Consider the following 24,098-nt stretch of genomic DNA (forward strand, 5'->3'; position numbering starts at 1 on the left):
CCCAATTTTTGGGCATGGGATTCAAAACATCATACATAAAACACTATCCTCTTCTATCTTCTTTCTTGTGCATTCTCATTCTATCATCACCATCTTTTCCTTTTCGGTTTTTATGCATTTGTTTCCATAACTCGTATTGTTCATCAGATAATATATCTTTCATTGCATTTTGGTGTGCAATTCTAGCATCTAATTTTTCATTTTCTAGCTTAAAACGCTCTTCTGGGCTAGGTCTTTCTCTTTCACCTTCCTCGCGCTTTGCTTTTCGCTCGTCCATTTTTTGCTTATGTTTAGCAACTTGCTCAAGATTTAAATCCATGACTTGCTTCTGTTGTTTGCTGTCCAAGTCTAAGGCTAAAGTTAGGCGCTTAGTTCTTAATGTGGCTAGCTGTTCTACAGACAGTTCAGCCTTTAAATCTTTACCCTTATGTTCTGGGCCTCTTTGTGCAACACCAACCATGCTGGTTAGTAATGCGGTAGCTATAAGCAATCTTAATTTCTTCATACTGCGTTAAGTTTTTGATTTGTCTTTAAGACTCCTAAGAGTACTAAAGGTTTAAAGCAGTATAAAATTTAACAGGGGATTAACTACAATTTAATTGAAGTTTTTTGCCTCTATTTCGGCAACTTTTAAATCTTCGGGGGAATCTTCTGTAGATAAATCTGCAACAGTGGAGGCCTGGGTGTCTTGGTTAAACAATTGTCTTTGTTCCATGTTGTGGTAAACAAATGCAGCAGCAACAAATCCGCCTAAATAAAGTAAACTTTTAATCTTGTACGCTTTCATGTGTAAGAATTTGGTACTCCTAAAGTATAAAATAATAAAAAGCGTTTTTTTGGAATGTTGTGAAAATCTGGTTTCTATAGGTGAATGTTGTTTTTCTGTAGACAAAATAAAAGGCCTGTGTTACCACAAGCCTTTTTATTAATTACGTAAGAAATAGTCTACTTATTTAGTAGGATTTAAAATTTGGTCAATACGCTCTAAGGCATCTTGGTAGTGATAACGACTCATAGTATCTCCCGTTCTAGCGAGACCGTTTCTGATATCTCTTTTAAGATTATTTAATTCTCCACGAGCAACAGAACGGATATCTGATTGGCTTGTGTTGATAGGGGTAGATTTTCTGTACCCTCCAAAATCTGGCAGCTTTCTTTGGCTGTCTGCAGTCATTAAATAAGCAAGCTGGTCTATATGTGCTTTTTGCAAGTTTCTACGGTACGTATCTAGTGTTTTTCCGCTTCTGGTTTCTGACCAAATTCCTTTACGTAGGTCGCCCATAATTTCTGTAATACTATACGCATCTTTACCATTAAGAGTTTGGTTTTCTATAGCTCTAGCTAATTTTCCTAAAGCTAATACAGTTTTTAGTCTACTTTCTTGTAATGCTCTAATACGCTCAACAGAACCAGAATATTCTATCTTATTAAGAATGTCTTGGTCTAGCATCCATTCTGGTGTTGTAAACAGCTGCTCATTCAAGAATTTCATTGCTTTTTGCTGATGAGCCTTAGGGACATGAGTATAAACCGCACCTTCTTGGTCGGCGGTTTTATGATATTCATAAACACCACCAATATTATTGGCTACATGACCCGTGTATCTATTAAATTGAGATAGTACTTGCCCGTACATGGTCTCCAACTCGTCATAATTTTCACCTTCCTTGGTGGTCCATTCCATAAGTTTAGGTACAATGCGCTTTAAGTTGGCAATTCCATACATACTTGCTTTAATAGCATCATCGCCTAAATCTTCAGTTTGCGAGCTAGGGTCATGAATGTCTCCAACTTGTTGGTGACCAAAGCGATACATCGGGTCGCCATCATGCTCCATAATCCATTGGTTTAAAATAGATTTTTCATCTTCTGCTTTAAGGTCTAAAATAGGTTTGTATCCCCATTTAATAGCATACTTATCATAGATACCAATATTTGGCATTAAAGCCACGCCTTTATCTTCTGGTTGTGCAACGTAATTAAAACGAGCATAATCCATGATGGAGGGAGCAGTGCCATATTTTTGTGTAAAGCTAGCAGAGCGTAGACTGTCTACAGGGTACGCTACACTACTACCCATGTTGTGCGGTAGCCCAAGCGTATGGCCTACCTCATGAGCAGATACAAAACGAATTAATCTACCCATAATCTCATCTTTAAATTCAGTTTTTTGAGCTTCTGGGTTAATTGCAGCGGTTTGTACAAAATACCAGTTGCGTAGCAAAGTCATTACGTTATGGTACCAATTAATGTCAGATTCTAATATTTCTCCACTGCGTGGGTCGCTCACGTGTGGTCCGTTGGCATTTGGGATGGGAGAGGCTAAATAACGTACCACAGAATAGCGCACATCTTCTGGAGACCATTCTGGGTCTTCTTCTGCACTTGGTGGGTCTTTTGCTATAATTGCATTTTTAAAGCCAGCAGCCTCAAAAGCAACTTGCCAGTCTTCCACGCCTTGTTTAATATAGGGTATCCATTTTTTTGGAGTAGCTCTATCTATATAGTAAACAATTGGTTTTTTAGGTTCTACCAATTCTCCTGCTTTGTATTTGGCAATGTCTTCTTCTTTAACTTCTAAACGCCATCTATCTAAGTAGGTTACCGTTTTACTCTTTTGGGCATCTAAACCGTAGTCTACTTGTCCACGTGCAAACCAACCTACACGTTCGTCAAAATACCTACGTTTCATGGGATCTGCAGGTAAAAGAATCATAGAGTTATTTATCTCTATAGAGATAGAACCTAAGCTTTTATTACTAGGTGCACTTTTAGCAAAATAAGTTTTTACATGTCTGGCTTCAATATTTAAAGGGTAACTTTTAAGACTTTCTATATAACTTCTATCGCCATCTAATCGGCTTACCTTATATCTAGAGCGGTATCCGTCTGGTAAACCTAGAGCGTTGACATCTTTAGTAAATAAAGGGTCTACTTCTATTACCGTAGCTGGATTTATAGAATCCTTCTTATTAATAGCTTTAATGTCAAAAGAATAAAGAACAGGTTCAAAATTAGAATTCACTACAGCTTCATGTATAGGTAAAGAGTCTGCGGCAAAATTTTCATAAGATACCACCCGTAGTAATACCTTTTTTGGTTTTTTCTCCCAGCGTAATACCTGCGTATTTATTTTACCACCACCAAAACCAATACCATCTGCAGTTTTAGAGATTCTGCTTACCATTAGCATTTCTCTATTAAATAAAGAGTCTGGAATTTCGTAAAAATGTTTTTGGTCTACTTGGTGCACGGTAAACAAACCTTGGTCTGACTTTGCGTCTTTAGTAATTACCTTACTATACGGTTGTATGTCATCTTTTTTAGGTTTGGTGCTAGCAGATTGCTCCGTTTTCTTCTTTTTTTTCTTAAAAATTTGTGCGGAAGAAGGGGTAGAGATACCCATGCACAACACCAAAAGCATTGCTTTTGGGAATAATTTTTGAATCATTTTAGTCACTTTGGATTAGTCAATACCTTCAAAGAACTTAAAAATTTATTGGTAAGCGTGTTAAAAAAGTATTAAGAGCATTTTTTTTGAAAGAAGTAGTAAAATTTCGCACTCCTGCGTTTTACTGATAATCCCAAAGAAATACCGTTTTTTTGAAGTTATTTCTGGGTATTCAAAATTTGTTAAAATCAAATTTGCGCTGTAACAATTGTGCTTTTCAAAGGTCTTATTAGCAAATAACATCAATCATCAAATCAATCAGAAAATGAACAAGTTAGTAATGATTTTAGGAGCATTATTTTTAAGTAATAGTCCTATAGTAACCGCCAAAGAAAAGCCAATTGTGCAACCAGAAATGCAAGAGATTGCCTATGTGGCTCATGACCATTCTAGAGTTAATTTAAATTACACTGTAAAAAGTAAACCAACCTACAAAACGGATAGCTATAATTTAGATATCCGAACTATAGTATATGTAGAGGTAGAAGAAGATTTAGGGTTTGATACAGCTGACTATTTACCAGCCAACTTTAATCCACACGAGAAATATGTGAATTTGGAAGATATGGTAACAATGGAATTAGAAGAAAATCAAATAGATTTTGATTCTCAAAAGTACTTGCCGAGTAATTTTAATCCTTATGCTGCACCTACGGATGTACATGGATTTAACTATATGGAAATAGAGGAGCCGTTGGATTTTGACACAACGCCTTATTTACCTAAAGGATTTGACCCCTATGGCTCATATATAGCACTAAATAGTTTTAAGTTCGAAGAGGTTTTGGAATCTGATTTAGGTTTTGATACAAAATTGTATTTGCCCAGTAAATTTAATCCTTATAGTGATAATATAAGTGTGGACAGTATAAATTATATGGAAGTGGAAGACGACGCATTTGGTTTTGATACGCAAGCGCTTCTTCCAAAAGATTTTGATCCTTATCAAGGGTCAAACTAAGGTAGGATGTTTTCATTTTATCAAAATTTTTGAGTTAGTTAGTTAGAAAGCCCAGTCGATAGACTGGGCTTTTGTTATGTATTTCATCGAATTATTGATGTATTTCGTCTGTAAATGTTAAAATTCCTCTATTTTGTCACAACAGAAAATAACGGGTTTACCACAAAGTTTTTGTTTCGAACAAGAAAAAAGTCAACTTTAACCTCGGAAACCCAAATCCTATTCAACCTATGAACAAGACACTATACGGCAAGTTAATGGCATTGTGTTTGGTGATGTTTGCATTCCACGCAAATCTTAGCGCACAAGAAGAAGTAAGTCAAAGAGAAATTATTGCATTATTAGAACTACGTTCTAGAACCAATGGTAACCAGTGGACTCACCATTGGGATACCACTAAACCTATCCACACCTGGTACGGTGTTACTGTAGAGGATGGTAAGGTTACTGGACTAGACTTGTCTAACAACAATTTAAAAGGAAATTTACCTTTAACTATAGGTAATCTTACCCACTTAAAAGTATTGAATCTATCTGGTAACAATCTAAAAGGTAAAATACCTGCAGAGCTACGTAAGTTTGATGACTTACGCGTAGTGGATTTAAGCGGTAATAACTTTAGTGGTAGAATTCCACAAACCATTAACAGATTACAGCAACTACAAGAGTTCAATTTAGCAGATAATCAGTTAACCGGAGCGTTGCCAAAATCATTACCAGAGCTTAAGAATTTAAGAACCTTGGTGTTGACTAAGAATAAATTAAATGGAAAAATGCCTACGGGTATGGAACATCTTATCAACTTAAAAGAACTGTATTTAGCGTACAATGATTTTGAGGATTTAGACAACTTAAAAACTTTAGCAGAACAACAATTAGTGGTTACAGATATAGCAATAGAAGGAAAAAGTATAAAATCTTTAAGTTTTAACAATGCAAGCACTGGCGCAGCTACGTTAAAATTCTCTGATATGGAATAGAAAATTAAACTTGCATATAAGAGGGCTCCGTGTAACGGGGCCTTTTTTATTTAGAAAAGGTGCGGTAAGACAAATTGGAATACAAGTATTAAAAGTACTACCGAAATAAGATTTAAAAGGACCCCTGCTTTAGCCATTTCTGAAACTTTAACATGGCCGCTGGCAAAAACAATAGCATTTGGAGGGGTTGCCATGGGTAGCATAAAAGCGCAGCTACTGGCCATAGTTACCGGAATTAATAGATAAAGAATAGGAATTTCTAAACCAATAGCAATACCTGCTACTACAGGTGCTAAAACGGCTACCAGTGCTACGTTGCTCATAAGTTCCGTCATAAAAAGCATAAGAAGTATTAACAAAGATGCAGTTAATAGAATACTTACATCGCTCTCTGCAATGGTGGTAGCAACTAGGTCTACAATGCCGCTCACAGACATACCTTTAGCCAATGCTAAACCGCCTCCAAACAAAATCAAAATTCCCCACGCTAGCCTAGAAGTGTCTTTCCATTCTATGATAAAATCTTTATGTTTTGTTTTATAGGGAATGGCAAAAAGGGATATGGCGGCAAAAATGCTAATCATGGTATCTGTTAAACCAAGATTAGGAAGTAGATTATTGATTAAAGAACGAAAAATCCAAAGGAAGATGGTAATTGCAAAAATAATAAGCACTTGCTTTTCTTTGCCCGTAGTAGGCCCTAATTTATCTAGCTCTTGTTGTACCACATCTTTAGAAGCGGTAAACCGCAGTCCAGTGCTTGGATACATCCATTTAACTAATACCATATACGTAATTCCAATTAGTATTATGGAGAAAGGAAGCCCCATGACCATCCATTTTAAAAACGAAATTTGAATGCCATATTCATTTTCTAATAACCCAATCATAACGGAGTTGGGTGGTGTTCCAATGACCGTTGCTACTCCGCCCACATTAGCAGAAAAGGCGATGCCTAGCATAACACAAAGCGCAAAGTTTTTGTCTTTTTTTGTAAAGCCATCAGCATCGTGTATCAACAAATTGATAACCGATAGAGCAATAGGTAACATTACTACCGTGCTTGCCGTATTGCTAATCCACATGCTTAGAGTGGCTGTTGCAATCATAAAGCCTAGAACAACTTTATTTGGGGTTGTTCCCGTGATTTTTATAATGTTTAAGGCAATACGCCTGTGAAGATTCACTTTTTCTAGCGCAAGCGCCATTACAAACCCTCCAAAAAAGAGGAAAACAATTGGGCTACCGTAATTTGCGCCTACTTCTGCAATTGGTAATATGTTTAGAATAGGGAAAAGGAGTAGCGGTAATAAGGCAGTAACGGAAATTGAAGTAGCTTCTGTAATCCACCAGATGAGCATCCAAAGTGCAACCGCAATTACAGCATCCCCTTTGGGGTTAATCAAATCAAACGGTAAAAAAAGTACTACTAAAAATAATAGAGGTCCCGTTATAAGCCCCAGTCGTTTACTTAGTTCCATCGGGATTCTAAGCTAAGGTATTTAGTGGAAAGAAAAAAGAAAAGGACAGCGATGCTGTCCTTTTCTTTGTAAAATTTTAAAAAGTAGGGTTTTAACCTGTATACTTAACTAAAAGTACATCCGCAGTTTTTTCTACTTTAATCTGCCCCAATTTGGATAAATTTTTACTGCTCTTATCCCATTTTTTACCGCTCAGTCCTGCAGCGGCTTTAAGGTCTGCTAATGGCATTTCTCCCTGTGGTTTAAGAATAGCTATTATAGCTTTTTCTTCTTCTGTAAGTTCTACTTTTTTCTTTTCTGGTCGCATTTGCGGGAAGAAAAGTACTTCTTGTATAGAAGAGTTGTTGGTCATTAACATTACCAAACGGTCGATACCGATTCCGATACCTGAAGTTGGGGGCATCCCATATTCTAAAGCCCGTAAAAAGTCTTGATCTATAAACATGGCCTCATCGTCACCTTTTTCAGAAAGTTTTAATTGGTCTTCAAAACGTTCTCTTTGGTCAATAGGATCATTTAGCTCGGAATACGCATTAGCCAATTCTTTACCGTTCACCATCAACTCAAAACGCTCAGTTAATCCTGGTTTGCTTCTGTGTGCTTTGGTTAACGGACTCATTTCTTTTGGGTAATCTGTAATAAATGTAGGTTGTATGTAATGGTGCTCACATTTTTCACCAAAAATCTCATCAATTAACTTACCAACGCCCATGGTATCATCCACTTCCAAGCCTAAATTTTTGGCAGTTTCTCTTAGTTGGCCTTCATCCATACCAGCAACATCAATTCCTGTATGTTCTTTAATAGCATCTAAAATTGGTACTCGTGCGTAGGGTGCTTTGAATTCAATTTCATTTTTTCCTACGGTTATTTTGGTGCTTCCATTGGCATCCAAAGCAATTTTTTCTAACAATTGCTCTGTGGTATCCATCATCCAATTGTAATCCTTGTAGGCAACGTATAATTCCATTACCGTAAATTCCGGATTATGGGTACGGTCCATTCCTTCGTTTCTAAAATCCTTAGCAAACTCGTAAACACCGTCAAAACCACCAACAATCAATCGTTTTAGGTATAATTCGTTAGCAATTCTTAGGTATAGCGGAATATTTAATGCGTTATGATGCGTTAAGAAGGGTCTAGCGGCTGCACCACCTGGAATAGGCTGTAAAATAGGTGTTTCTACCTCTAAATATCCCTTAGCATTATAGAACTCACGTATACTATTCGTGATTTTTGTTCTCTTAATAAAGGTTTCTTTTACCTTTGGGTTTACCACTAAGTCTACATAGCGCTGGCGGTAACGCAACTCTGGGTCATTAAATTCATCATACACTTTGCCTTCTGCGTCTACCTTTGGTAGGGGTAAGGGTCTAAGTGCTTTACTTAACAGAGTGAAGTTTTTAACCATTATGGTTTTTTCGCCTACTTGGGTGGTAAATAATTCGCCTTCTACACCAATGATATCACCAATGTCTAGAAGTTTTTTATAAACTTCATTATACAAGTTTTTGTCTTCACCTGGGCAAATTTCGTCACGGTTAAAGTAGACTTGTATTCTCCCTTCACTGTCTTGCAATTCCGCAAAAGAAGCTTTTCCTTGAATTCTTCTACTCATCAGTCTACCAGAAACCACCACTTTTTTACCCTCTTCAAAAGAAGATTTAATTTGTTTAGAAGTATGGTCTACAGGATATAATGCAGCAGGGTATGGGTCAATCCCCATTTCTCTAAGTTTGCCTAATTTTTCTCTACGTACTAATTCTTGCTCTGACAGTTGCATGGGCTAAAAAAAATTAAAGCGCAAAATTACACTTTTGCGCTTTAATATCATGAACTTATTCTATTCTGTTTGTGGTATAGTTGGGAACATATTTTTGTTGGTTTAAAATGGCTAATAGGTCTGCTTCCCAAGAAATAATAGGTGTTTCTACAATGCGGTTCAATTCTTCATTGTTTTCTAGAATAATTAGCGTGGGTACTCTTTTAAGATTAAAGGTGGTTGCTTTACCATCAGGACTTGTTTTATAAAATTCTTTTCTACCGTCTACCGCTATAATCTCTAATTGGTTGTTTGGAAAATTTAGATGCTGTAATAATTTCAAAATTGTGGGAACTTCTCTTTTACTGTCTCCACACCAAGTACCCATGAACAGCAAGATTTTTTTATGGGTAATTTTTTCTGCCAATGGCGTAATTAGTTTTTGGTCTATGGTGGCCTTTTCAAAATTAGGAGCAAACCAGTTTTTGTAGGGAGCTACTTCTAAATACTCTTGGGCTATTTCTCCCAATAAAAATGGCGTCCCGCTTTTAAATTGTAGTTCGGTTTGGGCGTTTAGGTTGTAAATAAAGAGTAATGTAAAACTTGTAAGAATTAGATTTTTCATGATGTTTTGGATTTTTTGGCCAAAATCATTCTAAATCCTTTTTGTTAGAATTTTTATGGGGTTGAGATTGGGTCTAGACCCCCGGTTGAAATTTAATCGGATAGGTATTTGCTTAACATTTCTCTGTCCGTAATACCCAGTTTTTTATAGATGTTGTTTATGTGGGTTTTTACAGTACTTAGACTAATGAATAACTCTGTGGCTATCTCCTTATTGGTTTTTTGAGCCGCGATTGCTTTGGCAATTTTAAGTTCTTGCGGGGTTAATATCGCTGTTAGTTTTGCCTTGGAAGAAGTTCTTTTGCCAATGCGATATAAAACAAAGACGACCATTAGCACGCCAACGATACTAAGTGCTATCCAAAAACCATAAAATGTAGAATTGACAGCTACGGCAACTAGACCAAGCGAAGCTAATTTTTGGTTGACTTGTGCTCTAAAATTGGAGTTTAAAGTGGTGGAGTTAGATGTGCTAAATATTGGATTCTGATTATGTAGTTCCGCTATAAAAGTCTTGTAGTCATCATATGTTTCTGCAGTAGGGTTGCCCAAATAAAATAGAAGATAAGCTTCTAAAAGCGGTTCGTTTTGGGTTTGTGCAAACTCATGAAATTGGGTAAACCACTGGTTAAATTTTAATTGTTTCTCAGCAGGAGTTTCTTTGCCCGTAAAATCATGTATAAACGCATCTTTTATTAACGCTAAATCTAGAAAGCCTTTAGCAATAGGATTGGTGCCTTCAATGCTGCAAAAAGCTTCGCCAAAATCAGACATCGGAAAATATAGACTGTCCGTATTTTTTGCTAGGAATAATATGGATTTAGTGTCTTCACAAGATTGCATAAAGTGCTGGTTGCTTATAGTATCGGTACAAGTGTCTATATGCAATCTTAACAGGCTGTTGTTGGTGGGTAATTGCTCACCTTTAAATAGAAAATGACCTAGGCTGTCTGTTGTGGTCTGCTGAATTATTTGGTCTTGGTAAACGCGTTCTGTCTTGTTTAAATCGTTTATAAGCGATAGGAATATGGGTTTGTTTTTCAATTCATCGGTGACTGAACCCTTAAATTGATATTGCCCTATGCAAATCATCGGTATAAGCAAAAAAAAGCGTAGTAATTGGTGCACCCTAACTTTTTTTGTAACAAAGAACCCTAAAATACGTCCAATAGATACATCAATCAAAATAAATCATGAGTTTAATTAGAGTATTATTGGCCATTTTATTTCCGCCTTTAGCCGTAATTGGTAAAGGATGCGGGTCTTTTTTAATTGTATTGTTATTAACCTTTTGTGGTTGGGTGCCAGGGGTAATCGCAGCACTTGTTATACTAAATAATCCAAACTAAATACCAATGAAAATAGCTAAATCTATTTTGGCTTTAATGCTAACAGTGCTAATGGTAGCCTGTAATTTTACAGAAGAAATTTACCTTAATGAGGATGGCTCTGGAAAGCTGAATATAGGATTTGATGGTAGCGAAATGATGAGTATGATACCCTCAGATTCCGTAAGAACCGGAGAGGTTATGGATTCTACCATTGTATTTAAGGATTTAATAAGAGAGAAAAAAGATAGTATTGCAACGCTGAGCCCTAAAGAACGGGAAGGATTAATGCGTTTGGAGCCTTTTAGTTTACGAATGCAAATGAACGACGCTGAAGGTCTGATGAAGTTTGATATGTTTGGGGATTTTCAAAAAATTTCTCAGATGAACGATGCTTTTAATGCGTTCCAGAATGCTAGTACCGTTGGCCCTACGGCAGGATCTAAACCCATGCCCAAACAAGCTGATGGTAGCGCAACAAAGGTGGACTATTCTTTTAGTAGAAATACGTTTAAAAGAACAGCTAAAATAGTAGACCAAGCATTATTTAACCAAAGTGTAGATAGTTTGGCAAGTGCAGAGATGTTTTTAGGGGGTTCTACGTATACCTTTAAATATCATTTTCCAAGACGTATAAAGCGAACTAATTTGGATGAGGCCACCTTTTCTATGGATGGAAAAACCTTAATCTACGAAGCTAATTTTCTAGAAATGCTAAAAGACCCAGAATCTATACAGATAGAGGTAGAACTAGAAGACTAGATTGCCCTATTTTGTATCTTTGCTATATGAATAAAAAGGTGCATTTAGAGGACTTAGGGCAGAAGGACTACAAAGAAACTTGGGATTATCAGGAATCGTTATTTAAAAATATTGTAGACGTAAAGATTAAAAATAGAAGGGAAGATGCGGGTTTAAAAACTCCAAACCATTTTCTATTTGTAGAGCATCCGCATGTGTATACTTTGGGCAAAAGTGGAGATATGGCCAATCTTCTGGTAGACGATAAAGTGTTGAAAGAAAAAGGTGCTACATTTTATAAAATAAATAGGGGAGGGGACATTACGTATCACGGACCTGGACAAGTGGTGGGTTATCCCATTTTAGACCTTGATAATTTCTTTACCGATATACACAAATACCTACGTTTTTTAGAGGAAATGGTTATTTTGACCCTGTCAGAATATGGTTTAAAAGCAGAACGTTCCGAGGGTGAAACGGGTGTTTGGTTAGATGTAGGAACCCCTTTTGCTCGAAAAATTTGTGCCATGGGCGTACGTGCCAGCCGCTGGGTAACCATGCACGGGTTCGCTTTGAACGTCAATGCAGATTTAGGCTATTTTGATTTAATGATTCCCTGTGGGATTAAAGACAAGGCTGTTACCTCTTTAAATGTAGAGTTAGGGAAGAAGGAGGTGGATATAGATGAAGTGAAGCAAAAATTATTAAAGCATTTCACAACGCTTTTTGAGGCGGAAATCATAAAACAAAAAACCACGGTCTGAGCCGTGGTTTTTTATCGGGTCAATATTCCAATCCCAAATAGTCCATTAATTCGTAATAGTCCATTTTACTAAAGTCTATTGGACTGCCTTTTCCGGCCATACTGGCGGGAATCATTACATAGCGAAATTCTTGAAATCTGTCGAAAACCGATGCTGTACCATCGTCAGTATAAGCTTCAAAAATTATTGTCTCAATCTGTAAAGAGAAACCATAAGTGTCATTTTCAATACCATCGGGTAGCATTACAATATAAGTTCCACTTTTACCATATGCTAAAATAACCCATGTATCAAGAGCATTTTGGGTAATTGCAGTATCATTAACCGAAAAAGATCCATAGTTCGATGACTCAGTTGGAAAATCTGAGGCAATCCAATCTGAAGCCATAATATTTGCATTACCATCTTCCCCATCAGTTCCATCTTGGCCAGGGGCTCCTTGAATTCCCTGCTCACCCTGTGGACCTTGCGGTCCGATAGCACCATCTTCGCCATCTTCGGCAGAGCAAGAAATTACCAATACTGCACTAAGCATCATCATTAAAAGTCTAAAATTTAAAATTGTAGTTTTCATAAAATTTAATTAAAAGGTTTTTAGATATTTGGGGAACCTTTTTGTTTAAAAGGGCGTTACCAATATTTCAACACGCCTATTTTTTTGTTTGTTTTCATCTGTAGTATTCGGTACCAAAGGTTTGCCTTCGCCATAACCATTTTCCTTCCACTTAAAAGCGACCTCACCCAATTCTTGCCGGAGTATTTTGGCCACACTTGCCGCCCTTTTTTTGGATAAGGTCATATTGCTTTGAATGGAACCAACATTATCGGTATGCCCATCCACTGAAATGGTACCTTTGGGTATGCTTTTTATTTGGGTTGCCAAGGCTTTAACAGCAGTAACGCCTGCAGGTTTCAATTCAAACTTTCCAGTATCAAAGAGTACAGCACTATCCAAGCTCAATCGCAATGCCCCACCAATGGTGGCCACGGCATCAATATCGGCACCAGGCACCGCGCTGTAGGTATCTAAATCGGTAAACCGAACGTAGTTGAAGGTATCGCCGGGATTGATGAAAGGCGCAATGTCAATTTGGGCCGTACCCCCTTCAATTTTACCAATATTAACCCAGTTTTGTCCATCTTTTGAGATTTCCAATAAGGTGGGCTCTATGGCGCCTACCTCAAAGACAAAAAGATCCGGGCCGTTGACATCAATAAGCACATTGTCAACAAATTGAAAAGTCAACACGCCTTTGGTGCCCAAGTTGCACATTTTGCTATAATCTTGTACCCTGCGGTCGTAATCAGGTTCATTTAAAGCGGCATTCGGATTGGCCGAACTGGCCCCATCACCCCTGTCAAAAGAAATTACCTGATCGGCAAAAGAAAGTTTGCCAAGTGGCAGAAATACGTAATCATCATGGTCGGAAAGATATACTTCGCTCAGGCCATCTTTATTGCTGTACCAATTTGGGTTTTCTTTATAAAACTTGGTTTCTGCCCTTTTGCAATTGGCCAAGAACTTTTTGGCAACAACCACTTGCTTTTTCTTTTGGGCTTTCATGCGTTCGGTAAACTTTTCAGAAACCGAAGCCTTTTTCAATTGCTGTTCAATCTCCTCAGATAGATTGCCTTTTGCCAATTCTTCAGCTTCACTTGCCGTTTTTGGATGCGTTTGGGCGGGCGTTTCCTTTAGCATTTGGTATTCTTCTTCGGTAACCTCCATTAGCTCTGCCAATTGGGCATCATCGAGATTTTTAAGCACCATTTGCTGTTTGTTTTCTTCGATGAATTTTTCGATGATGAGGTAAAACTCTTCTTTTCGCAATTCCGCTTCAATGTAGGAGACGTCGACCACCCCGTCGGCCCTTAAAAATTCTTGGGGTATTTGTCTTAAAGATTCTCGAATCACATAGCGCAGACTGTCTTTTCGTTTTTTCTCCAAATTTGATTTACGGAAAATCGATTTGAGGTCGTTAAGCGGTACCGCGGTTTTGGGCTTTGTTTTTTTCAATTCGTCGATAAAGGCATAGGCCTGTTGTCTCAAACGGTCACCTTCGGGTCCATCAAATTTGTTTTCACCCTTCAACTTATCCATTTCGGCCTTGAAAGCGAAAAGCTGATTGGATTCTTCTGAATCCAATCCGAAGAAGGTTTTGAACAAAGGCTTTAACTTCTCTGGGTCAACATCAAATTTGGATTGATTTTTATCATCTTCCTCAACTTTGGGAATATCATCCCATTCAGGTTCATCTGCCTTTTTTTGGGCCAGAAAATCTTCTTCAATAAACAAGGTGCCAACCTCAGTTTGGTCCTCAGCATTGGTATCATAAGAATTTCTGGAGTCACCATTTGAATCACCATTATATTCTAATGTTTCCGATACTTCTGAATCGCTTTGGTTTTCCTTTTCTTTAGACGATTTTGAATTGCAGGATGCTAAAACAAATGTCAAAACTAAAAGGGCTAAATAAAGAGGTCCGTTTTTTCTATTTATAGGTTGCATAACGTGTTTTCATGAATTCGTAATAGATAAAGCCATATTTATTGTACCAATTATCTTCTCCCAACATGCGCTCACATTTATTTATCTCCATGAGATTTTTGTACAATAATTTGGTGATTTGCTCATGCTTGTCTTTATAGGACTGGTCAAATTTTTTCATTGACTTCATGATTTTTATTCTTTTGTTTTTCCAGGCCAGTGAACCAACTCCGCTGGAGCTTGAAAAATTATCACCGAACGAAAGACCGAAATCTGTGACCTTTTTGTTGTATTTGCCTATTTTTGAGAGTTTTTCAAGACTATACCTTCTTTTATGAAGTTCTTTGTACGCCTTTTTTAAACATTCGCAACCTTCACGCTTTCTGTCGTTGCTATTGTTCGAAGTTTGCCTTCTTCCACTATCCATTTCAGACGGATTGTTTTGACCTGGCCTATTTTCTTCCTCTTGGCTTCCTTCACTCGAATTTGTGTTTTCACCCTCTTTGGGTTCATCAATATTGGCTTCAATTTCATTCATGATGTACTCTTGGTCATCAACACGTTCAGGGTCAATTTGTTTTGGGGCATGTGGGTAATCGCCATAATCAAGTAGATGCCCATCCTTGTCATACTTTGGCATTCTAGTGTAAGTGCCAGAAGAGCCATTGCTTTCTATAAAAACATTTTCTTCAGGAATCCAGTTCGGATTGTATGTTGATGGTGCATCAGGATAATCTCCTGGATTTTTGAGATTACCATTTTCGTCATATTTTGGGAGCCTTCTATAATCACCGGATGATGACTCGCCAGTAAATGGATTTTCAGGAGGTTCCCAATTTGGGTCGTATTTTATAGGTGCATCAGGAAAATCACCTGGGTTCTTTAAATTACCATATTCATCATATTTCGGTAATCTTCTGTATGAACCGGTACTACCTTCACTTTCAACAAAAACATTTTCTTCAGGTACCCAGTTTGGGTCATATTTTACGGGGGCATCAGGATAATCGCCTGAATTCTTTAGGTTGCCGTTTTCATCATATTTCGGGAGTCTTCTATAGGTTTCAGAAGACGATTCTCCAGTAAACGTATTTTCATTGTTGGGTTCTTTAGCTTCATAATTACTTGACGAAATCATTTCTGTACCTCCACTATTTTCGCGTTGGTTAGAGGAGCTTGAATTTTCTGAATCGTAATCTATACCATCTTCTGAAAATGCATTTTCACTTTTGCTTCCTTCTTTATACTTGTCATCTTGAGAACCATCCTTTTTATTCTGTTCAAAATCACCGTCCATGGAGCCGCCCTCACTCGCGTTGGCAGTCGCTATACAGCTAGATGGTAAGGAGGGTTGACCTGCTGGGCTAAGCTCAGGTTCAAATTCTATGTCCTCTTCTGATAAGAGGTCTTCTTCGTCTTTTTTATCTTTATCGTATTCATCTTCTATTGCCTCTCTTATTTTTTTATTACTTCTATTTATAAGTTCTTGCATTTGAGGAGTTTGTCTATAGTTGTTTAAAGAGTTGCCATGCGGTAAAACTTTGCCTGCATGAAGTGAACAAAGACTAAAAAACATTAAGAAAATACTTAGGGTGTTTCTATTCTTGCGGAATATTATAAAAAACAATAACCCGATTATGATAATGGCTAGAGCGATAAGAATAAAAGCAAGGCTTTTAGTTGTGAAAATTGATGTGGTTTTATCACTTTCGATTGTTTGAGAATCACTATCATTCATTGTGGGTTGCTTAGTGCTGATATCAACAAATAAGTTGCTGGTTGGGAAAAGTTCAGGACCTGCAGAAATAGCTACAATGAAAGGGATGCCTTTTTCAGCGGCAGAGATAACTACGCCAAATTCCAATGCAGTCCTAAAAACACTTTTGAATTCTCCATTTTTAGTTGAGCCTTGTCTTTGTATATCGTCCCAACCTTTTTTGACTATTTTTACATCCAGTTCGTCACCATTTTCTGTAAAGACATGTACCATTGTGTTTCGAAGAATATACCCTAAGCTTTTAATGGCAATTCTACTTTCCTCTCCATCCGTTACTCCTGAGAAGTAGCGGACGGTAAAATTTTCACCTTCCATTGGAATGGGAAGTTCTTCTTTTACCACAGGAATTTCTTTTTCATCATTAATTGACGGCGGAGTAAAATCTTGTTCGTTTTGTGCGAGAAGGTTTCCGAAAATGGAAAATGCCAACAAACAAATAGTCATGGCGTATTTTGTCTTCATCATTTTGAGTTTTTAAAGATTGCTTCCATCTCTTTTTTGACATCGGAGAAGGCAATGTTGTTAAAAGAAAGGTCGATTACCGTTATTTCTGCATCCTTTTCATTGGCCAATAAAGACCCTTCGTATTGAATGTGCAGGTTTTGTAATTGAGCAGTGCCCGAAGCCACATCGTGATCTAGGGTAACTTGGCCAGAAATACTGCCCTTTGGGTTGCTTTTTGCTGTTCTTTCATTGTAGAGGTAAATGGCATGAATGCGCTGGCCATCTTTACCCGGTTGTTTGATCTGAACGGAGGCTTCAAACAATTCTTTTGTGGCTTCGTCAAAACTGAGGCTTAAATGTTCCTTTCCTGGATTAAGATATTTTGTGAAGGTGAGGGTTAACACTCTTATGCCCCTGTTCTTGTCATCCACCAAAACACCTGAAGCTTCGGTATAGCTCCAAGGCGCTCCATTGATATTACAAAGTACGTTATCGTTGGATGTGGCCACTTGTGTGTTTTCCTCAGTCTTCATTTCTGAGGTTTGACTATCAGCTGCCTTTTTCTCTTTACAGCTTACGCATAGTAGTTGTAAGATTCCAAATATGATTAAGACTTTTTTCATGACTATCAATTAAAATATTCCTTTGTATTCCGTAGGGTCCAGAGAGAAAGTAGTTGTTCCAATTTCTGTACAGAGCATGTGTACTTTCTGCGGTTTTTTCTTTGAAGTGTCCAGCATGTCCATTTCTAGAGGAATACCTTCTACCAAACTCATCCATTGTGGGTTGATACCTTCTTTTTTGCCATTTTTAATGGACATGTTCTTGAATTTTTCTGGATACGAAAATCCAGTGTTTTCTGCTACCCATACCGTACCGTTAAAATCGGTTCCAGACACTTCATAGCCTTTACAGGTATATTCAATAATGGTTTTGGTTTGACCGTTGGGTTTTACCGAAATTTTGCTGTAATCGGTATCCTCCATTATTTTGTTGGGAGAAAACTTCATTGAAGTACGAGATCTTTGCCCATTAAGATCCATTAGCGAATGGATTTTATTTTCACCTAAATCGATGATGGAATAGATTTTTTCATTCGGCTTAATTTCCATGGTTGTGGCCATGACATCCCCTTTCTCACTAAAAAAATAGGTGATGGGCAATACGTCATTATCTGTAGTGATTTCCATGACATATTTCGTATTGAAAGCATAAGCTTTATTAGCATCCTCTCCCATTTCAATGCCTTTGTCTTCCTTTTTGGTAAAAACACTATCAATCGTTTGGTCGGTTTTTTTTGAAGTCTCGCGCTCAACTCTACGTTCTACGGTTCTTTCAGCTGCTTTTTGTGCTTTTTTCCCCAAGTTTTTTAAAAATTGGGCCTGGGTAACCGAAGTTGATAGCAGGGTCAGGAAGCACAGTGCAAATAAGTTTTTGATAGTTTTCATCTTAGTGCTGTTTTTCGGTTTTTTTAATATGCGCTTCAAACATCTTTTCCAGGGAAACTTTCAGCGAATCTTTTTTCCCAGGGTCCAGGCTTTGGTCATACATAAGGTACATGGCCCTCATTTTTGATTTTGTCTCGGGGTCCATTTTGGACCTATTCAAAAGATTCTCATAGTTTTTTACATCTTTAAAAGGGTCTTTTGTGCCGTCAAGGTCTTGTTCCATGTCACCAAAAAGTTTTCCGAACAGTTTGGCCTGTTCATCCATTAGGTTCATTTCTTTTTTGGGAGTTTCTTTGGTGCCGGAGGATTGTTTTTTATCCTGTGCCGTAAGTCCGAGGCAGCAAGACATAATAATTGTCAAACTGAATAAAAGTTGTTTTCTCATCTTCTTAATTTTTACTGTTTTACTTCAATGAATTTCCTTTATCAGGGTTAACATCCATTTTTTTAAAAGTCGTTCTTTGGATAACCTTGTTTTTGTCCGTAATGAGTATTACATAATCACCATGGTTCAAATGGGTCACATTTAGATAGATTTCTGTGCTATCCATTTTGGAAAGGTTTCCTTCAAACACCCTTTTCTCATAATCATTTTTCAATTCTATTTGGGAACTATTTTGGTTTCAGTTCAAAACTAGATGAGAAGGAAAAATAGGATTATCACGTATGTAACAATAGCTTTAACTATTGTAACATGTGTCGTAATTAACTAAAAATCAAATTATTAGCAAATTAAAAATAGAAGAATTTGTAAAAGGAAAGACGTTTTCTTTATTCTGTAAGGTTAGGTTGTGCTGTATTCAGTTGGTGAGACGCCAAAGTGTTCTTTAAAGCTTTTGGTAAAATAAGAATGATTGTTGAACCCTACAGAGTAACCAATCTCTGAAACGTTTACATCGGATTTTTTTAAGAGTCCCGCAGCAAGCTTTAACCGTTGAATTCTAATGAACTCTGTAGTGCTCTGTCCGGTCAAGGCTTTTAGCTTTCGATGAAGTTGCATGCGGCTCATACCCAATGCTTGGGCAAAATTTTCGGTATTGAAATCAGATTCCACCAATTTATCGTCAAGAATGTTTTGCAAGTTTGTCAAAAAACGTTCATCGTATGAGTTTATGGATATGTCTTTTGGGGTCAGAACCACTTCTTTGCTAAAGCGTTGCTGTATTTTTTGTTGCGTTTCAAGTAGATTTTTGGCTTGCTGTCGTAGAATTTCAGTATTAAAAGGTTTGGTTAGATAGGCATCGGCTCCATATTCAAGTCCCACAAGGGTATTTTCATCTCCTGCTTTTGCCGTTAGCATTATAATAGGGATATGCGAAGTGGCATCACTGGTTTTGCATTTTTTGGTAAAAAGCAAGCCATCTTCCTCAGGCATCATTAAATCAGTAATAATGATATCTGGCACTATTTCTTGTGCAAGTTCAAATCCTGTCTTTCCATTTTCTTTCAGGTGAATTTGATAATCCTTTTCGAATAAGGAGCCCACAAAGTTTCGAAGTTCTTCATTGTCGTCGACCACCAACAATATAGGCAAGTCTTTGTTTGAAATTATATCAATTTTCCCAATTTCATGAGGCGCATCGGTAGCATCAATTTTAAGTGTATCCGGAGCCTTCTTAAAAGAAAGCTTTTCATCGGAGGAAAAAGCATTTTTTGAAATAGGCAATTTCACCGTAAACGCTACCTCATCGTGACTGGAATCAACCTTTATTTGCCCTTTGTGTAGCTCTACCAATTCTTTGGTCAAGGCAAGTCCAATTCCAGTACCCGAATCTGTATCCTTGGCTCTATAAAACCTATTGAATAATTGCTTTAATTCATCATTAGAGAGCGAGGTGCCCGAATTGCTTACCTTGATAAAAAGTTGGTCTTTATTGTCATTGATATCAATCAAAACTTTCTCTTTTTCAGGGCTATATTTTATAGCATTGCCAACTAAGTTGGTGAGTATTTTCTGAAGCACATCTTGATCAAACCATGCATCAGGTACATTTAAATTAATGTGAGTGTTATAGTTCTGCTCCTTTTGATTCGCGTTAAATTCAAATGAGCTTAAAATTGATTTGATAAATGGTTCGGGATTTTGTAGAGAAACCTTTAGTTGATATTGGCCAGATTCCAACTTAGAGAGATTCATTATCTGGTCGACAAGTTCTTCCAGTCTTTCAGAGTTTTTTTTGGCCAGCGTAAGACCATTTCTTAATTCGATACTTAATTTATCATTATTTAGTTGTTGTTCAATAGGGCCTCGAATCAATGATAAAGGTGTTCTCAATTCGTGGGAAATGTTGGTGAAAAAGTTGGACTTGGCCATATCTAACTCCATCAGCTTTTTATTGGTTTTTTGGCGGTTTCTATATAAAAAGAACAGAAAAACACCTGTTAGTGTGGTAAGGCCGATTGCAGTTAGTAAAATGTTTTTTTGACTTTTTTGTCGTTGCTGTGCAAGTTCATTTTCAGATTTTAAAAGGGCTATCTCTTGTTCTTTTTGACTAGTCTCATAAATGGTTTCCAGCTCCCGGATGGTAGCTTGATTCTGAACGGCCCCGATAGAATCTTTTAACTGCTTTGCCTTTTGAAGCGAGCTATAGGCTTTTTCATAGAGACCTTGAGAATGGTAGGCCTGAGCTAGTTTTTCAAGTGCATTTGCTTCGATACCTTTATTACCTTCAATATTGTTTTCTAAAACTCCTTCAAGATGTTGAGCGGCTTTTTTGGGATTGTCATTTTTTAAATACAGTTCTGCAAGTTTTAACCTCGCCTCTGTAGTTTCGTAACTGAATTTATTGTCTCTGTTTAAGGTATACCCTTGGGTCAATAATTTTTCGGCTTCATCAAGTTTGCCCAATTCTAGTTTCGTCAGCCCTAGATAGGTGCTGGTCTGGGCTTGGGCATTCTCATCTTTTATCTTCTTGAAGTACTCAAGGGTCATGGTTAAGAGAGAATCCGATTTACTAATATCATTGTTTAAGTAATAAACCGTACCCAATTGCATGTTGGTGTTATTTACGAAATACTCTTTGTTAACCGGTAACTTTTCAAATTCTTTGTTGGCCTTTAAATAATATTCAATCGATTTTTTATAATCATTTAGTTCTTTATAAACGTTGCCCAAGCTTTGATAGTCCGCAGCAATAATATCGGGTCGCTGTGGTTTTTTTTGATGAATTGAATCTGCTTTCAAAAAGTAATTAACGGCAATACTGAAATTATTCTCCCTTGCATAAGTATTCCCCAATGCAGTATAGGTGTCTACAATTATATGGGTGTCATCTGTTGGTGAGGCTATTCTTAAACACTCCTCACAGGTGTCTTTAGCCAAATCAATTTTTCCAACCAAATAATAACCTCTACAAAGCGCATTCAATGCACGAGCGGCACCAGTGTTGTATTTGATATCTAGGGCTATTTTTTTAGACTTGGCATAATAAAAAAGGGCGGAATCCATATTCTGGATTCTTCTGTAGTAATGCCCCATAGTATATTCGGTGTCGGCAAGTCCTATCTTATAGTTTTTGTTAAAACTGAAAGTTCTCATTTTTTGAATGTAAAACAATGCACTATCAGGTTTTGGATTTATATGAACTACAACCTTTTTACGGTAATCTTGAAATATTATGGAATCGGAATTAGATAAATTTGAAAATTCTTTAGATTTCTGAGATAAACCAACAATGGTGGTCAAGAAAAAGGTGAAAATTATTTTGTTAGTATCAATCATGCTGTTGTTTATCCTCTTTTTTACAAGTTCTTAATGAAAAGAAGAAGCCTCGATATAATACCGAGGCCTTCCGTTTTTTGATTGCATCTATTTACATTTCTAAACTGGTAAGCACGGTAGAGCCCATAAGCTTCCCATTTTTATTATAGGTTTCTTGCTTAACCAATCCTACACCTTCTGCCAACCACAGTCTAGACGGAAAAGTTTGGTTGGTCATCATCATTTTACTTTTGATTTCGCTATAGATAACATAGCAGTCAAAAGTGCCTGCACTAGTGGTTATGGTTTCTTTTTTCTCTACTTTTCGGTTTACGGTATCTACATTCATTTTCATGTTCATGCCACTCATATTTATGGATACAGCCACATTTGCGTCTGCTAAATCTTGTCCTACGTTTAGATTATTGGGTAATTCCACGTCTGTACCCGTAATTTCCATCTCCATGTCTTTGAATTGTTCTAACATCTTTGTGTTCATTAAAGATTGGTAGTCAATTCGTACCACATCGCCATCACAGGTAAATGAATAATCTGAGGAAAAAGACTCTTTTCCCTTAGCATCTGTAAGTTTTACCTCCATGGTTGCGGTTGTAATGCCCCCGGCGGTGCTTACATCACTTACTTTGTAATGGGTAATTCCGTCAGATTTACCTTTTTTATTGAGGTTGTCATAAGTAAAAGTGGTTCCTTTTTCTAACGGATAATACCTACTACATTGCGCGGAGGCCATATAGGTAAAACAACTTAATGTTAGCAGGATTATAAGATTTTTCATGATGTTTTTATAGTTTGATGAATTCTACACGTCTGTTTTGGGTCTTTCCTTCTATTGAGGTATTGTCCGCTATGGGTTCTAGTTCACCTTTACCTTCTGTGGTAAGTCTATTGGCGGCAACCCCATATACATCTGTCAAAGCTTTTTTTACAGATTGTGCTCTGGTATCACTCAATTTAAGATTTGTGGCATCATCTCCATCTGCATCTGTGTGACCAACAATTTTAAGTTTGATAGAAGAATCTTGCTGTAGTACTTGGTAGATTTGGCGAATAATACCCATAGATTCTGGTTTGATGTTAGCAGAACCGGAATCAAATAAAATACCGTTGGTAGAGATTTTACCTTCGGAGATAAGTTTTCTTCTTAAGTCTAAACCGCCTTCTGCAACCTTTAGATTGCTTATTAAAAGTTTTTCCTTACCATCTTTAAACCCTACTGGTTCAAACTTCAACTTTGTAATCTTGCCTACTGGGACAATCCTTGGAATATCCACATGTTTTTCTTCATTTATCCATAAACGAAAACGCTGTTTGTTTACGGCGATAGAAATATGGGGCATTTGATTCATTTCCTCCCTAACATCTGCATTAATACGATTGTTGATGGTGTTTTTACCGTCAATATTATTCCACATACGTATGTCAATGTCTGTATATTGACAAAAAGGAAGATAACTGAAAACAGTGTTATTACTGTAACTAAAGTTATCCTTTTCGTCCAAAATTACATGAAGTAACGCTGCAGATGACGTATTTTTATCAACGCCAACAGCTAACAAATCAAATTCAATTGTATACTCTTCGGGTAAATAGGGAACATCAGGAATGTAATAAGATCCAGATAGCATTTCAAACCAATTTTGATTGTTATTGTTCACTTTTACCACTTCTCCACCGCCATCGGTATTCCATTTTGCTGGAAAGTCACCAATAAAGTCGTTAGAAAAATCGTCAAAGAACAGTGGCGTATCTCCAGGAACAAAATCAAATTTGCTGTATACTTCTAAGCTTGGTTCTTGGTCGGAATTGCTAATACTGGTGTTTTTGGATGCATTACCGTCTTTGGTGCCCGTATCTAACGTATCATCATCTTGGTTAGTAGGTTGGGGTAAGCTTTTTGGTTCCGATTTTTTACTGCCAGGCTCTAAAATACTATCTAAAGTTTGGTCTGTTTTTTTAGAAGTTTCACTTTCTACGCGGCGTTCAACCGTGCGTTCTGCAGCTTCTTTAGCCTTTTTGCCTAATTTTTTTAAAAATTGACTCTGTACGGGAGCTGTGAACAGGAATAAAAATGCCATTAGGCCAACTGTTCTTAAGGGAAATTTCATTTTCTATTGTTTTGTGTTGATTCATG

General features: G+C 37.2%; 21 protein-coding genes. 5 read left to right on the top strand and 16 right to left on the bottom strand.

The window, feature by feature from the left end; all coding sequences use genetic code 11:
* Window positions 1-43: 43 nt before the first annotated feature.
* The 3 genes from HCO57_RS14775 to HCO57_RS14785 form a co-directional block, all read right to left on the bottom strand.
* Window positions 44-505 carry a hypothetical protein gene (locus tag HCO57_RS14775; RefSeq protein WP_136951590.1) on the bottom strand — a complete coding sequence of 154 codons (462 nt, stop codon included), beginning with the start codon at window positions 503-505 and terminating at the stop codon, window positions 44-46.
* A 90-nt stretch (window positions 506-595) separates the two neighbouring features.
* On the bottom strand, window positions 596-787 hold the full coding sequence (locus HCO57_RS14780) for a hypothetical protein (protein ID WP_167989669.1): 192 nt from the start codon (window positions 785-787) through the stop codon (window positions 596-598).
* Between the two features lie 162 nt (window positions 788-949).
* Window positions 950-3,451, bottom strand: a complete 2,502-nt coding sequence (locus HCO57_RS14785) for a zinc-dependent metalloprotease (RefSeq protein WP_167989670.1) — start codon at window positions 3,449-3,451, stop codon at window positions 950-952.
* 265 nt (window positions 3,452-3,716) lie between these two features.
* Between HCO57_RS14785 and HCO57_RS14790 the strand changes: the two genes are divergently transcribed.
* Both HCO57_RS14790 and HCO57_RS14795 read left to right on the top strand, forming a co-directional pair.
* A complete protein-coding gene (locus tag HCO57_RS14790; protein ID WP_167989671.1) occupies window positions 3,717-4,412 on the top strand; it encodes a hypothetical protein in 696 nt (231 codons plus the stop codon).
* 230 nt (window positions 4,413-4,642) lie between these two features.
* Window positions 4,643-5,392, top strand: coding sequence for a leucine-rich repeat domain-containing protein (locus HCO57_RS14795; RefSeq protein ID WP_167989672.1), 750 nt, complete (start codon window positions 4,643-4,645; stop codon window positions 5,390-5,392).
* Window positions 5,393-5,442: 50 nt separating this feature from the next.
* On the opposite strand, the gene HCO57_RS14800 is transcribed toward HCO57_RS14795, so the two are convergent.
* The 4 genes from HCO57_RS14800 to HCO57_RS16790 all read right to left on the bottom strand — a co-directional run bounded on the left by HCO57_RS14800 (window position 5,443) and on the right by HCO57_RS16790 (window position 10,351).
* The gene (locus HCO57_RS14800) at window positions 5,443-6,873 is read right to left on the bottom strand and encodes an SLC13 family permease (RefSeq protein WP_136951585.1); all 1,431 of its coding nucleotides are present in this window, start codon (window positions 6,871-6,873) and stop codon (window positions 5,443-5,445) included.
* Window positions 6,874-6,964: 91 nt separating this feature from the next.
* A complete protein-coding gene (gene lysS, locus HCO57_RS14805) occupies window positions 6,965-8,656 on the bottom strand; it encodes a lysine--tRNA ligase (protein ID WP_167989673.1) in 1,692 nt (563 codons plus the stop codon).
* Window positions 8,657-8,711: 55 nt separating this feature from the next.
* Window positions 8,712-9,260 carry a TlpA family protein disulfide reductase gene (locus HCO57_RS14810; protein WP_167989674.1) on the bottom strand — a complete coding sequence of 183 codons (549 nt, stop codon included), beginning with the start codon at window positions 9,258-9,260 and terminating at the stop codon, window positions 8,712-8,714.
* A 92-nt stretch (window positions 9,261-9,352) separates the two neighbouring features.
* A complete protein-coding gene (locus HCO57_RS16790) occupies window positions 9,353-10,351 on the bottom strand; it encodes a helix-turn-helix transcriptional regulator (protein WP_317171176.1) in 999 nt (332 codons plus the stop codon).
* A 101-nt stretch (window positions 10,352-10,452) separates the two neighbouring features.
* Here HCO57_RS16790 and HCO57_RS14820 point away from each other — a divergent pair, with 101 nt between their 5' ends.
* Genes HCO57_RS14820 through lipB form a run of 3 tightly spaced genes read left to right on the top strand, consistent with a single transcriptional unit; the run spans window position 10,453 to window position 12,092 of the window.
* Window positions 10,453-10,608, top strand: a complete 156-nt coding sequence (locus tag HCO57_RS14820; RefSeq protein WP_010518549.1) for a YqaE/Pmp3 family membrane protein — start codon at window positions 10,453-10,455, stop codon at window positions 10,606-10,608.
* A gap of 6 nt (window positions 10,609-10,614) precedes the next feature.
* Complete coding sequence (locus tag HCO57_RS14825) at window positions 10,615-11,349, top strand: hypothetical protein (protein WP_245167611.1); 735 nt, start codon at window positions 10,615-10,617, stop codon at window positions 11,347-11,349.
* A gap of 26 nt (window positions 11,350-11,375) precedes the next feature.
* On the top strand, window positions 11,376-12,092 hold the full coding sequence (gene lipB / locus HCO57_RS14830) for a lipoyl(octanoyl) transferase LipB (RefSeq protein WP_167989675.1): 717 nt from the start codon (window positions 11,376-11,378) through the stop codon (window positions 12,090-12,092).
* Window positions 12,093-12,111: 19 nt separating this feature from the next.
* Here lipB and HCO57_RS14835 read toward each other — a convergent pair whose 3' ends face one another.
* From HCO57_RS14835 to HCO57_RS14875, 9 genes are all read right to left on the bottom strand, one after another.
* On the bottom strand, window positions 12,112-12,666 hold the full coding sequence (locus HCO57_RS14835) for a collagen-like protein (RefSeq protein ID WP_167989676.1): 555 nt from the start codon (window positions 12,664-12,666) through the stop codon (window positions 12,112-12,114).
* A gap of 45 nt (window positions 12,667-12,711) precedes the next feature.
* On the bottom strand, window positions 12,712-14,547 hold the full coding sequence (locus HCO57_RS14840; RefSeq protein WP_167989677.1) for an OmpA family protein: 1,836 nt from the start codon (window positions 14,545-14,547) through the stop codon (window positions 12,712-12,714).
* A 34-nt stretch (window positions 14,548-14,581) separates the two neighbouring features.
* Window positions 14,582-16,819, bottom strand: a complete 2,238-nt coding sequence (locus HCO57_RS14845; RefSeq protein WP_167989678.1) for a hypothetical protein — start codon at window positions 16,817-16,819, stop codon at window positions 14,582-14,584.
* A complete protein-coding gene (locus HCO57_RS14850; protein WP_167989679.1) occupies window positions 16,816-17,421 on the bottom strand; it encodes a hypothetical protein in 606 nt (201 codons plus the stop codon). Before HCO57_RS14850 ends, HCO57_RS14845 begins: the two co-directional genes overlap by 4 nt.
* A 9-nt stretch (window positions 17,422-17,430) precedes the next feature.
* The gene (locus HCO57_RS16700) at window positions 17,431-18,246 is read right to left on the bottom strand and encodes a hypothetical protein (RefSeq protein ID WP_245167612.1); all 816 of its coding nucleotides are present in this window, start codon (window positions 18,244-18,246) and stop codon (window positions 17,431-17,433) included.
* A gap of 1 nt (window position 18,247) precedes the next feature.
* Window positions 18,248-18,631, bottom strand: coding sequence for a hypothetical protein (locus tag HCO57_RS14860; RefSeq protein WP_136951575.1), 384 nt, complete (start codon window positions 18,629-18,631; stop codon window positions 18,248-18,250).
* A 399-nt stretch (window positions 18,632-19,030) separates the two neighbouring features.
* On the bottom strand, window positions 19,031-21,967 hold the full coding sequence (locus tag HCO57_RS14865; RefSeq protein WP_167989680.1) for a response regulator: 2,937 nt from the start codon (window positions 21,965-21,967) through the stop codon (window positions 19,031-19,033).
* 91 nt (window positions 21,968-22,058) lie between these two features.
* Window positions 22,059-22,742 (bottom strand): hypothetical protein, encoded by a 684-nt coding sequence (locus HCO57_RS14870; RefSeq protein WP_010518552.1) that lies wholly within the window; start codon window positions 22,740-22,742, stop codon window positions 22,059-22,061.
* A gap of 7 nt (window positions 22,743-22,749) precedes the next feature.
* Window positions 22,750-24,072: an OmpA family protein gene (locus HCO57_RS14875; protein ID WP_136951572.1), complete on the bottom strand. Its 1,323-nt coding sequence runs from the start codon at window positions 24,070-24,072 to the stop codon at window positions 22,750-22,752.
* Window positions 24,073-24,098: the final 26 nt, after the last annotated feature.

It is taken from the genome of Croceivirga sp. JEA036 (genome assembly GCF_011882165.1).
In the GTDB taxonomy this organism is placed as follows: domain Bacteria; phylum Bacteroidota; class Bacteroidia; order Flavobacteriales; family Flavobacteriaceae; genus Croceivirga.